Here is a 12,859-nt window from a genome sequence, read left to right on the forward strand (position 1 = left end):
CGCACGACGACATCTACATCTATGATAGACGACGACACGAACGACACCGAATCGACGACGGCGTCGGTAGACAGCGAGACGGTCGAGACGGACGCCGAGCGTCCGGACCCCTCCCACGACGCCGAGGCGCTGGCGTCGATGGACCGGCGGGACTACCTGAAGGCGTCGCTGGCGGCCGCCGCGATGGCGGGTCTCGGGGGCGCCGGGACGGGGACGGCGGCCGCGGAGACGGCCGACACGTCGAAGACCGTCGACGAGCGCATCCAGGAACACCGGACGGGCGACCTCGAGGTGGTCGTCGAGAACCCCGACGGCTCGACGGTCTCGGGCGCCGAGGTCTCGGTCTCCCAGCGGGAACACCAGTTCGGCTTCGGGACGGCCGTCAACGCCGACAGGCTGATCAACGGCTCCAGCGAGGGGGACAACTACCGCGAGTACGTCCCCGAGCTGTTCAACACGGCGGTCCTCGGCAACCACCACAAGTGGCGGTTCTGGGAGAACAACCGCCAGACCGCCGACGAGGCGACCGACTGGCTACTCGACCGGGGTCTGGACGTGCGTGGGCACGTCTGTCTCTGGGGTCGCGAGGACGTGGCGGCCATCCCCTCGGACATCCAGACGGCCATCGACAACAACGACGCCGAGACGATCCGCGAGCGCTCGATGAACCACATCGAGGAGATCATCACCCACTACGGCGACGACCTGACCGAGTGGGAGGTCGTCAACGAGGCGATGCACGCCTACCAGCTCCAGCTGGGGGTCTACGGCGACCGGATCGACACCGAGGAGCCCTGGACCGGCGAGGTCGTCCCGTGGACCTCCCAGCTGCTGGCCGACTGGTACGACAAGGCCGCGGAAGTCATCGAGGAGAACGGCTACGACCTGGGGGTCGCGGTCAACGACTTCAACCAGTTCCCCTACGCCTACACCGACAACCGCTACGAGTCCGAGATCGACCACATCAATGCCAACGGGGCGCAGCTGGACACCGTCGGGCTGCAGGCCCACGTCGCCGCCCGCCAGGGCGAGTTCAACACGAACAGCGACCCCGACGGCCGCATCGACGCAGACCAGGTGGTCGCCGAGATCAACAAGTGGGCCGACCACGGCGCGCGCGTGAAGATCACGGAGTTCGACACGTACAACGGCGACGACTGGGAGGACGACGAGGAACGCGCCGACGTGACCGAGAACTATCTGCGCGGTGCGTTCTCCCACCCTGGCGTCGACGCCTTCGTCATGTGGGGCTTCTGGGACGGCGACCACTGGAAGGACGAGGCCCCCCTCTTCTACCAGAACTGGTCGCAGAAACCCGCCTACGACGTGTGGACGGGGCTGGTCTACGACGAGTGGTGGACCGACGACAGCGGGACGACCGACGGGTCGGGGGCCTACGCGACGACCGCCTTCCTCGGCGACCACGAGGTCACGGTCAGCACCGACAGCGGGGAGACGACCGAGACGGTTTCGGTCTCGGACGCCTCGGGCACGACGACCGTCACCGTCACCGTCGAGGGCGACGGCGAGGGGAGCGACGACACCCAGCCGCCGTCGGTGCCGGAGAATCTCTCGGTGTCGGCGACGACCGACTCGACGGTCACCGTCACCTGGGACGGCGTCTCCGACAACGGCTCTTCGGGGCTGGACGGGTACGTCGTCTCCGTCGACGGGGGTCGGGACCAGACCGTGGGTGCCGGCATGACCACGGCGACCGTCGAGGGGCTGTCGGCGGAGACGAGCTACACGGTCGGCGTCTCGGCGGTCGACGCCGCCGGCAACGAGTCCGACGCCGCGACGGTCACGGCGACGACCGACGCCGCCGGCGACGGCGAGGACGGCGACGACGGCGAGGACGGGACCGACGAGCCGGCCGGCGACGCGCTGGTCGTCCACGAGTTCGACGGCGGCAACTACCCCGGGTCGAACGACCTGGGCAACTGGGCCGACGGCGGTAGCTTCGCCAACGGCGGCGGCAGCGGCGAAGTGTCGGACGGCGCGCTCCGACTGGAGTACGACAACGCCGGCTGGATGGGGTCGAACGTCGCGCAGTCGGTCGCCGACCGGCCGACGCTGCACCTCCGCGTCCGCGGCGACGCGGGCGGCGAGGAGGACGACTTCACCGTCCAGGTCGGCGGTGCGAGCGACCTGCTCGGCAACCTCACCGACGACACGATCGGCACGGAGTGGTCGACGGTGTCGGTCGACCTCGAGGCGGCCGGCGCGGACCTCGAGAACCCCCAGTCCGTCCGGCTGAACTTCTGGCAGGGCACCTCCGGCGCCGTCGAGATCGACCGCATCGCCTTCGGCGGCTCCGGCGGGGGCGGCGACGGCTCGGACGGCTCCGACGACTCCGGTGACGGGTCGGACGGCTCGGACGGTTCCGACGGGTCCGACGGGTCGGACGGCTCCGACGGCTCCGACGGCTCCGACGGCGGGACGAGCGGCGACCTCGTCGCGGAGATCGACCCGAGCGCGACCTCGGCGTCGGTCGGCGAGCGGGTCAGCTTCCGCGTGACCGACACCACCGACTCGGGCAACTGGATCGACTCGCTGTCGTGGAGCCTGGGCAACGGCGAGTCGGCCAGCGGCTGGTACGCCGAGGCGACCTACGACTCGGCGGGCACCTACACGGTCGAACTGACCGCGACGAACAACGAGGGCGCTTCGACCACCGACACGGTCGAAGTCACCGTCTCCTGACGACCACGACGGCGGGTCCGTCGGCGACACACCGCCGGCGGCCCCGCCGCGGCGTCCGTCCGCCCACACCCACGCGAGACACGACGGCCACACTCCACGCGAGACACGACCCATGGACTCCGACGACCCACCACGACAGGCACAGGACGGCGAACAGCGACGCGACCGTTCGGACGGACGCGGACCGGCCGGCGGTAGCGGCGACGCCTCGAACGACGGCCCGCGGCGTCGGACGGTGCTGCGCGGGCTCGGCGGCGGCGTCGCGCTCGGCGCGGTCGGCACGCTCGGCGCGACCGTCTCGACGGCCGCCGGCGCCGCCTTCGGCGACGGCGTCAACCTGCAGCCGTCGTACTTCTGCGGCGGCGACCAGGACCTGGGCTACGACCTCATGGCGGAGTACCCGGACATCGAGACGGTCCGGATCGAGATCGAGCCGTTCGACTTCGGCGAGGTCGCCACGACGGTCGCAGACGCCAAGCGCTGGATCGACGAGGCCGCGGCCCACGGGCTGGACGTGATCGCCACGTACCACCACTACCCCGACAACGGGTCGGCCAGCGCCGCGGCGCTGCAGGAGGCCGCGGAGTTCTGGGCGGAGCACTACGAGACGCTCTCGGCGGACACCTCGTTCACGGTGAACATGATGAACGAGTGGGGCAACCACCAGGTGACCGCCGGGGAGTACGCCGACGCGTACAACGAGGCGATCGACACCGTCCGCTCGGAGACGAGCTACTCGGGGCCGATCGTCTGCGACGCGCCCGGGTGGGGCCAGGGCACCTACCGCCTGGCCGACGCGGCCGAGCAGATCGACGACGACGACCTGATCCTCTCGGCGCACGTCTATCCCAGCGCGTGGAACGCGACGACCGGCGAGCACCTCGTCCCCGAGGACCTCGACGCGATGGACGGGACGAGCTACCCCTGCATGATCGGGGAGTTCGGCAACTACGCGAACTCGACGGGCGCCGACTGGTCGGCCATCGTCGACTACGCGAGCGAGCTGGGCTGGCCGGTCGTCGGCTGGGCCTGGAACGGCGACGGCTCGGCGGACCCGATGAACATGGCCTCGCCGTACTGGGGCGACGACTGCTCGGCCGACAGCTACACGGCGAGCGACTACTTCTCGGTCGTCTACGGCCGGCTCGGCGACGGCGGGACCGCGACGGACTCGCCGACCGACGAGCCGGGGAGGCCGACGGACGAGCCGGACACGCCGACGCCCACCGACGAGCCGGACACGCCGACGCCCACCGACGAGCCGGACACGCCGACGGACACGCCGGCCGCGGACGCCCTCGTGGTGAACGACTACGACGGGGACCCGGCGTGGTCGTCCCATCGCAACGACCTCGGGCAGTGGTGCGGGGCCGGGTCGTTCGAGAACGGCGGCGGCGAGGTCGAGGACGGAGCCCTGGTTCTGGAGTACGACAACGGCGGCTGGTATCAGGAGCAGATCAACCGCCCGGTCACCGACTACAGCGACCTCGTCCTGCGCGTCAGCGGCGCGGACGGCGGCGAGGAGTCGGAGGTGCTGTTCGACATGGGCGGCGTGCGCACCACGCTCGCCGACGTGACCGACGACTCGGTCGGGACGAGTGCGACGGACGTGCGCGTCGACATGGATGGCGCCGGGATCGACCGCTCGTCCTCGGCGCTGTCGGTGCGGCTGAACTTCTGGCAGGGCGGGGCCAGTACGCTGCGTATCGAGGGGGTGAGACTCGAATAGGAGCACTCACCGCTCCACGGCTGCCGTTCCCCCGGGGCTTCGCCCCGTCTCCACACCGTCTCCGGCCGGCGCCGCGCGGCGCCGGCCGACCGCTGTCGCTGCCGGGTCCGCCCGGCCCGGCACGGTTAGTGATTGGTAAAGATTATTTTTCTATTCGTTAAATTTAACAGCTATCGGACGCATGTGTATTCTGCAATGGTCGACAGACGAACCGTACTGAAGGGGGGTATCGCATTCGGAAGCCTGGGGCTGGCCTCGACGGTGCTGGCCCAGGAGTCCGCGCTGGTCGTCCACGACTTCGACGGGGGGAGCTATCCCGGCTCGAACGACCTGGGCAACTGGGCCGGCGCGGGGAGTTTCGCGAACGGCGACGGCAGTGGCGAGGTCGCCGACGGCGCGCTCCGGCTGGAGTACGACAACGCCGGCTGGTTCGCGAGCAACGTCCGCCAGTCGGTCGCCGACCGCGACCGGCTGACGATGCGCGTTCGGGGGGACGCCGGCGGCGAGGAGAGCGACTTCCTGGTCGACGTGGGGGGCGCCAGGGACCTGCTCGGCAACCTCACCGACGACACGATCGGCACGGAGTGGTCGACGGTGTCGGTCGACCTCTCGGCGGTCGGGGCCGACCCCGAGAGCCCGAAGGCCGTCCGGCTGAACTTCTGGCAGGGCGCCGCCGGCGCCGTCGAGATCGACCGCATCGCGTTCACGAGCGACGGCGAGGCGCCGCCGTCGACCGCGACGCCGACGCCGGCGGACCCGTCGACGCCGACACCGACCGACACGCCGACGCCGACCGACGCGCCCGACGACGACACACCCACCGACGAACCCGACGACGAGACGCCGACGGACGCGCCCGACGACGGGAGCACCTGGGACGTGCCGTTCCCCGACCGGCCGCCGGAACCTGACTCGCTGCCGCCCGCCTCGGAGATCACCGAGAGCACGACGGTCGCCGACCTCTACGAGCACTTCGACGACCCCTACTACGTCCCGCGGGACTTCACGGACTACCTGCCGGGCGAGACGGGGTCGAAGCTCCAGGAGTGGACCGACTCCGAGAAGGCCGAGGAGTTCGGCTACGACGTGAGCGCCGTCGAGAACAACGTCGGCGACGGGTCGCTGACGCTCGGCCAGCTGGGCACGCAGGCACTGCCGTACGTGAAACAGCTCGCCGAGAACGACTTCCCGGCCCACGCGACGGTGAAGCTGCTCCCGCGGCTGGCGCTGCTGCCCGACGAGGAGGAGGACCCGGGCGTCCACGACGAGCCCACGAACGTCTGGGACGAGACCGCGGGGCCGACGGCGGCGACCAACGACCCCGACCAGTTCGTCCAGGACCGCTGGCCGACGGACGCCCGGACCTACCAGCCGATGGAGGTGCGTATCCGTGACCGGGCCCACGACCAGCCCCAGTACGACGACAGCCGCGAGTGGGGGAGCGCCGGCAACCTGCCCGACTCCGTCTACAACAACCCGGAGAACCCGGTGCTCGACGCCGCGGCCGAGAAGGTCGACCCGGTGACCGGCGAGTCGCTCGGCGGCGACGGGTTCACTGCAACGGCGCCGATGGAGGCGGAGATCCGGATCCACGAGACCAGCGGGAGCTACATGAACCAGTACATCAAGCTGAAGAACACCAGCGAGGTGCCGTACTTCCAGGACGCGGCGGTCATCTGGTGGCTCGGCCCGTCGGGGAACGCCTCGAATCTCTCGGACGGCCACTGGAACAACCCACACCGACCGAGCGCGTCGCTGGGCCACCCCCAGCGCGACGTGATCGAGGTGAACCACCCCGACTACGAGGAGCTGTCCGTCTACGCGGTCCGGCTGGCCAACCACGACGAGCCGTACCACATGCGGACGATCTACCCCGGCCAGAGCGTCGCCATGGAGATCGGTACGCCCCGCGACGGGAGCGCGTGGTCGACCAGCAGCGAGCGCCAGGAGCTGGTCGAGACGATGCTCGACTCGCTGCACGTCGAGCTGGAGACGAACCTCAACCGCAACGACCCGATCATCGACGCCATCGACCTGAAGTACCGGGTGCCGAACTGACCGCGGTCGCTCACGAATCGGCCGCGACCGTTCCCGAACCGACCACGACCGTTTCCGAACCCCGCCCGCGACCGCGGCGTCGCGGCCCCTGACCGGGGCGCCCCGGTCGCCGATCCCACTCCATCCTCAGATGTCACACGACGACACCAGCGAACGGACCGACGCATCGACCGACGACCGGACCGACCCGTCGACGGGCGACCGGACTGCCTCGCCGGAAGCCGGCCCGAGCACCGACGGCGCGACCGGCGACTCCGCCGGCGGCTACGCCGACGGGATCGCCCGCCGGGTCGACGCCGTCTCCCGGCGGACGTTCCTGCGGACGGCCGCGGGGGCGGGCGCTGCGACGGCGCTCGGCGTCGGGATCACCGGTAGCGCCGCCGCCGACGGCATCCCCACGCCGTGGCTCCACCGCGACGGCAACCTGATCCGCGACCCCAGCGACAACAAGGTGGTCCTCCGGGGGGTGAACGTCCCCGACGCCAAGCGGATGAACGTCAAGGACTTTCGCCCCGACGCCGACGAGACCATCGAGCGGGCGACCAGCGCCGACGAGGGGTGGTACTCGCGGATCGTCCGCCTCCCGATCCAGCCGACCGACGTGGGGGGCCACGACCCCGGCGGTATCCCGCCGGTCCCCGGGTTCTCGCAGTCACAGCTCGAACGGTACGTCGAGAACCACCTCCGCCCGGCGGTCGACACCTGTGCGGAGCAGAACGTCTACTGCATCGTCGACTACCACCGCCACCGCGGGCGGGACGACGAGCACGCCTACACCAGCGAGGGCATCGACGAGGAGCTTCAGATGTTCTGGGAGACGGTGGCCCCGGAGTTCGCCGACGAGTCGCACGTCCTCTTCGAGGTGTACAACGAGCCGATCCACCCCTACCAGGGCCACTACGAGCCGAACGTCGACGTGGCGCCGAACGACGACGAGGCTATCGAGACGTGGAACACCTGGAGGGAGGCGGCCCAGCCGTGGGTCGACACCATCCGCGAGCACGCGCCGCGGAACCTGGTCCTGATCGGCTCGCCCCGCTGGAGCCAGTGGACCTACCAGGCGCCGAGAAACGAGTTCGACGGCGACAACCTCGCCTACACCGGCCACGTCTACGGCCACCAGAATCTCCGGCCGCTCTCGGAGTACTTCGGGACGCCCGCGGAGGAGGTGCCCGTGTTCATGACCGAGTTCGGCTGGGGCGAGCACGGCGCCGACTACGTCACCGGGACGGCCGACGACGAGGGCCGGGAGTTCCTCGATTTCTTCGCCGACTACGACGTCCACTGGCAGGTCTGGTGTTTCGACAGCAAGTGGCGACCGGCGATGCTCGACCACGACTGGTCGGTCAAGGAGTACGGCGAGTTCTGGCGGGACGAACTCGCGGCCCACCGCGACGAGGACGTGCCCGCCGGCGAGGTGGACACCGGAACCGACGACGACACCCCCACGGCGACACCCACCGATACCCCGACCGCGACGCCGCCGACGGCCACGCCCACGCCGACGCCCAGCGGCCCCACGTCGACGCCAACGCCGACCGACGAGCCGAACACGCCCACGGACACGACGGCCGCCGACGCGCTGGTGGTCAACGACTACGACGGCGACCCGGCGTGGTCGAGCAACCGGAACGACCTCGGGCAGTGGTGCGGGGCCGGATCGTTCGAGAACGGCGGCGGCGAGGTCGAGGATGGGGCCCTGGTTCTGGAGTACGACAGCGGCGGCTGGTACCAGGAGCAGATCAACCGCGACGTGAGCGACTACGACACGCTCGTTCTCTCGGTGGTCGGCGCGGACGGGGGCGAGGAGTCGGAGATCCGGTTCAGCATGGGCGGCGCTAGCGGGCTGCTCGCCGACGTGACCGACGACTCGATCGGCACTTCCCGTTCGGAAGTCGCCGTCGACATGGTGTCGGCGGGCGTCGACCGGTCGTCCTCGTCGCTGTCGGTGCGGCTGAACTTCTGGCAGGGCGGGGCCAGCACGCTTCGGATCGGCGGCGTCCGGCTGGAGTAGCGCCACCGCTCTCCCGGCTGCAGTCGTCCGCTCCGTTCGCCGGGGCTCCGTCGCCCTTCCGGTCGCCGGTGTCTCATCCTCGCTCGACTCGTCTCTCGTACGTCCGGCGCGACGGGTCGAGCGCCACGGTTTTCCGGGTAGCGTTTCTCACTCGCCGAGAACGCTTCTCGCAAGCGGAGAACAGCCTGTCGGGTATATCCACCCGGCCGGCGTCTGTCCAGATAGAGGTCAACACAATGGCAACGACCACCCCCGGCGTCAACGAGTTCGAGAGCAGAATCGGCGGCCTGACCGTCCACGGCAAGGCACACAGCCTGTCGGCGTGGTTCGTGCTTGCGCTGCGGCTCATGATGGGCTACGCGTTCCTGTACTCGGGGGCGACGAAGGTCCTGGAAGGCGGGTTCACCGCCCAGGGGTACCTGGTCCACGCGGCCGGGGCGAACGGCAACCCCCTCGAGGGCATGTTCGTCTGGATGGGGACGACGAACTGGTTCGTCGCGTTCGCGAACGTGGCCGTCCCGTGGGGCGAGGTCCTCATCGGGCTGGGTCTGCTCGTCGGTGCGCTGGTCCGCCTCGCGGCGTTTTTCGGCGCGCTCATGATGCTCATGTTCTACTTCGGGAACTGGAGCATCGAACACGGGCTCATCAACGGCGACTTCGCCTACATGCTCGTGTTCCTCGCCGTCGCCGCCTTCGGCGCCGGCCGGATCCTCGGCCTGGACACGCTCATCGAGCGCTACGAGGTCGGCGGCGAAACGCTGATCGAGCGCTACCCGCGCCTCGGATACATCCTCGGCTGAGGCCGGGGCCGGGACGACTATTTTTCGCGGCTCCGGTATCGTCGCCGAGAGCCGCTCTGTCTGTGGGTACCCGGAAACGGCGCCGCACCGATTTGGTATCGCGGTATGTAGTTTACGGGCACGAAACGGTAACGGAGTCTCGTCTCTTTCAGAAGGTCAGAAATCGACAAACGGGCCGCGGCGGTCCCTATCCGGCGAACTCGTCGACGGACTCGAAGGCGTCGTCCGCGAGCGCGGCGGCGAGGCCGGGGACGTCCACCTCGTCGACGTGACCCGGATACTTGCGGGCGAAGTAGCCGACGAGGTTCTCCACGTCGCGTTCGAGGAGTTCGCGCGCGTTGTCGTGGTCGGTGGGGACGGCCTGGGGCCAGTCGAAGACGACGACGCCCTGCTCGGTGACGAAGACGTTGTACTCGCTCATGTCGGCGTGGACGTACCCCTCGGCGTAGGCGGTCGCCATCTCCTCCAGGATCAGCTCCATGACCGGGATCACCTGGGCGTCGGTGAGCTTCGTCCGGGAGAGCTCGACGCCGTCGACCTTCTCCATGACGAGGGCGTGGCGATTGTGGTCGACCGGCTGGGGGACGGACACGTCGGGATACAGCGTCTCGAGGGCGTCGTACTCGCGCTCGGCGGCCTTGCGCGCGGTGTACTGCCAGGAGACGTGGTCGCGGTCGGCCGTGTAGTCGCGTTCTTTCATCACCTCGCGGAAGTTGGTGTACCCCTCGCGGTGGTACTTCAGCGCGAGCGGGCGATAGGAGCGCACCTCGTACACGTCGCTCTCCTTGCCGACGCCCAGCGGGGCGCCGACGCCGTCGAAGGTCTCCCGCTCGGCGAAGGTGTGCAGGGCGAGCGCGTCGTAGCCCTCGAAGGTGAGCTTGAACCCCTCGTACTGGATGGTCTTGCGCTCGACCAGCCCGCGGTCCTCGCAGCGGTCCAGCCGGTAGTCCACGTCCTCCGGGGAGAGGCGGGTGTACTCGGGGAGCTTCTCGCGGTTGACGTACTCCGAGAAGCGCATCCCCTGCTCGACCCCCGAGAGCAGATAGAAGTCCTCGGGTTCGAGGTCGGCTATCACGGATGCCACGTTCTGGACCATTACCCGCCCGTACTCCGTCGATAGGGAAAAGCCCGACGCGTCGGCCGTGCCCCGGTGATAAATGATATAGCGCGATATCGAATCGAGGGCCATCGTCGATGCGACGGCGAGGCGAGACGGTTCCACAGGGCTCGCGGGGGGTCGATCGTCCGTTCGCGATCGTCACAACCGAACCCCCGTGAGCGAAATTTCCGTTCTGCAGGACTGAACAGCCGGACACGACGGCTGAAAATATATCGAAAAAAGATTTCTTCCAGAAATTATTTCAAGGGGTGAGCCACAGTAGGGCACGCACCATGGTAGCCAATCACGAGGGTGGCGAGGCGGGCGGCGAGTCGAGCGGCGTCTCGCGTCGCCGGTACGCACAGGTGATCGCGGGGCTGGGCGCGGCCGGGCTGGCCGGCTGTCCGAGCGAGAGCGGTTCGACGGCGACGCCGGGGTCGAACGACGACACGGTCGAGCCGACTTCGACCGGAGATACGGAGACCGACGGGTCGACGGAGACGGCGGCGCCGACGGCGACGGACCGCGAGCCGGTCGTCGACACGATCGCCTACGCGCACGCGAACTCGCCGGACGTGTTCGACTGGAACCCCTGGACGCCCCAGGACAACACCGCGGGTGACCTGTGGATGTCCGACCTCCACGGGCTGCGGAACGTCCACACGACGAACCTGACGTACTCGGGGACGACGGTTCCGACCCCGCACAAGCCCGACCACGAGGAGATCGAGATCATGACGTGGATCGAGGGGTGGGAGGTCGACGCGCCCTTCGACTGGTACGACCACCACGACGACCGGTCGGCCTACTGGTCGGGCGACCCCCACGACGCGGTCGCCCGCGAGAAGCACAACCACGTCAACTTCTTCCAGGCCGGCAACAAGTTCACGGAGTCGGCCACGTTCAACCAGCGCGCCGAGGAGCAGTGGACGCTCCACCAGTGGACGGACAAGGGGTCGGTCCCCGAGCAGGAGCCGGACCCGACCGCGCGGAACATCCTGGAGACGTACGCGGGACCGGTCGACGGCGACCCGCCGTTGCACCCGTCGTTTACCGAGCCGTATCTGGAGCGCTATCGCGACGCGGGGTCGCGCGACCAGGTGACGTCGGTGACCGACGAGCTGAAAAGCGACCGCGTCTCCCTCGACCGCATCGCCCTCGAGGGCGGCACCGACGAGTACCTCGCCGGCACGGGTCCCTACCGGCTGGAGTCGATGGACGACGTGGGCTCCGAGCGGATGGTCCTCCACCTCGACCCAGAACACCCCAACGCCGGGAACACCAACGTCGAGAAGCTCGCCATCTACTGGGCGGAGGGGAGCCGCGCACAGACCCTGAAGACCGAGGGTGTGCTCGACGTGAACGTCGGCGACGTGTCGCCCGGCGCGGCGCTGAACCGCGAGGTGCTGCCCGACTACATGCAGGAGTTCACCCGGTGGCTGCGCGCCACGGGCGGGGACATGTGGAAGTTCAACTGGAACAACCCCCACCTCCGGAACCTCTGGGTGCGCCGGGCGCTGGTCGAGGCCGTCGACTGGAACGCAGTCTCGCAGAACGGCTGGGGCGAGGGCGGCGCCCAGCCGCTGGCCCACGACACGTTCCTGCTGGATGCCCAGTCGGAGGCGATCTTCTCCGAGGAGTTCCTCGACCAGCTACACACCTACTCGCGGGAGTCGAACACGGAGAACGCCGACCAGTACATGCGGCGGGCGGGCTACAGCAGGCAGGGCGGCCAGTGGGTCGACCCCTCGGGCAACCCCGCCGAGATCGATCTGTTCGCCACGTCGACGATCACAGAACACGTCCAGGCAGCCCAGACGATCCGGGCGAACCTGGCCAACTGGGGCTTCGGCGTGAACCTCTCGACGCAGGGGTGGTCGACGTGGTCGAACAACCTGGACCCCAACAGCGGGCTGAACTACGAGTCGTCGCTGTTCTGGCACGGCGACCCGTACGTCTTCCAGTACTACCACGACGTGGGCGCCTGGTGGGACGAGACGCTCGTCGCCGGCAGCCCGACCGCCCCGGATCCGTTCGAGGCCAAGCCCGAGGACACCGTCGACACCCAGGGCAAGCCGATCGTGCAGGACGTGCCCAACGAGCCGGGCGCCTTCGAGGCGCCCGACGAGGCCGGCAAGGCGCCCGAACTCGACGACGCGACGGAGGTCAACCTCGTCGAGACCGTCAACAGGATCCGCCAGCCGGGCAACAGCGAGGCGGAGCTCCAGGAGATCTACCGCACCTGCGCGAAGTACTACAACTTCTACGTCCCGCACTTCCCGTTCCACCAGTACATGCAGGGGTCGTTCGGCAACGTCCGGGACTTCGACTGGCCGGACTCCGCGGCCCGGGCGTTCGACTACGAGCGGTCGTTCGGCATCGAGGACGTGCTCGTGCTGGGCGGGATCGCCCAGGCCAGCTACGACACCGAGTTCGAACCGCCGGAGGAGGGGTAA

The 12,859-nt window shown here is 69.2% G+C and carries 7 protein-coding genes; 6 read left to right on the forward strand and 1 reads right to left on the reverse strand.

The genetic code is table 11. From position 1 onward, the window contains the following. Positions 1 to 21 precede the first annotated feature (21 nt). From ACMGFG_RS06180 to ACMGFG_RS06200, 5 genes are all read left to right on the forward strand, one after another. Positions 22 to 2,703, forward strand: a complete 2,682-nt coding sequence (locus tag ACMGFG_RS06180; protein WP_436929470.1) for an endo-1,4-beta-xylanase — start codon at positions 22 to 24, stop codon at positions 2,701 to 2,703. Between the two features lie 112 nt (positions 2,704 to 2,815). Continuing rightward, complete coding sequence (locus ACMGFG_RS06185) at positions 2,816 to 4,432, forward strand: cellulase family glycosylhydrolase (protein WP_436929471.1); 1,617 nt, start codon at positions 2,816 to 2,818, stop codon at positions 4,430 to 4,432. A gap of 195 nt (positions 4,433 to 4,627) precedes the next feature. Continuing rightward, positions 4,628 to 6,490: a hypothetical protein gene (locus ACMGFG_RS06190; RefSeq protein ID WP_436929472.1), complete on the forward strand. Its 1,863-nt coding sequence runs from the start codon at positions 4,628 to 4,630 to the stop codon at positions 6,488 to 6,490. Between the two features lie 130 nt (positions 6,491 to 6,620). Further along, a complete protein-coding gene (locus ACMGFG_RS06195) occupies positions 6,621 to 8,504 on the forward strand; it encodes a glycoside hydrolase family 5 protein (RefSeq protein WP_436929473.1) in 1,884 nt (627 codons plus the stop codon). A 236-nt stretch (positions 8,505 to 8,740) separates the two neighbouring features. Continuing rightward, positions 8,741 to 9,304 carry a DoxX family protein gene (locus ACMGFG_RS06200; RefSeq protein ID WP_436929474.1) on the forward strand — a complete coding sequence of 188 codons (564 nt, stop codon included), beginning with the start codon at positions 8,741 to 8,743 and terminating at the stop codon, positions 9,302 to 9,304. 187 nt (positions 9,305 to 9,491) lie between these two features. Here the strand turns inward: ACMGFG_RS06200 and ACMGFG_RS06205 are convergent, their stop codons facing one another. Continuing rightward, positions 9,492 to 10,400, reverse strand: coding sequence for an RIO1 family regulatory kinase/ATPase domain-containing protein (locus ACMGFG_RS06205; protein WP_436929475.1), 909 nt, complete (start codon positions 10,398 to 10,400; stop codon positions 9,492 to 9,494). A 296-nt stretch (positions 10,401 to 10,696) separates the two neighbouring features. Here ACMGFG_RS06205 and ACMGFG_RS06210 point away from each other — a divergent pair, with 296 nt between their 5' ends. Continuing rightward, complete coding sequence (locus ACMGFG_RS06210) at positions 10,697 to 12,859, forward strand: ABC transporter substrate-binding protein (protein WP_436929476.1); 2,163 nt, start codon at positions 10,697 to 10,699, stop codon at positions 12,857 to 12,859.

It is taken from the genome of Halosimplex halobium, from assembly GCF_051414055.1.
GTDB lineage: Archaea > Halobacteriota > Halobacteria > Halobacteriales > Haloarculaceae > Halosimplex > Halosimplex halobium.

Bases quoted from the DNA above. Each gene is read 5' to 3' on its own strand.
- ACMGFG_RS06180 (WP_436929470.1), top strand. From the start codon at position 22: ATGATAGACGACGACACGAACGACACCGAATCGACGACGGCGTCGGTA.
- ACMGFG_RS06185 (WP_436929471.1), top strand. From the start codon at position 2,816: ATGGACTCCGACGACCCACCACGACAGGCACAGGACGGCGAACAGCGA.
- ACMGFG_RS06190 (WP_436929472.1), top strand. From the start codon at position 4,628: ATGGTCGACAGACGAACCGTACTGAAGGGGGGTATCGCATTCGGAAGC.
- ACMGFG_RS06195 (WP_436929473.1), top strand. From the start codon at position 6,621: ATGTCACACGACGACACCAGCGAACGGACCGACGCATCGACCGACGAC.
- ACMGFG_RS06200 (WP_436929474.1), top strand. From the start codon at position 8,741: ATGGCAACGACCACCCCCGGCGTCAACGAGTTCGAGAGCAGAATCGGC.
- ACMGFG_RS06205 (WP_436929475.1), bottom strand. From the start codon at position 10,400: ATGGTCCAGAACGTGGCATCCGTGATAGCCGACCTCGAACCCGAGGAC.
- ACMGFG_RS06210 (WP_436929476.1), top strand. From the start codon at position 10,697: ATGGTAGCCAATCACGAGGGTGGCGAGGCGGGCGGCGAGTCGAGCGGC.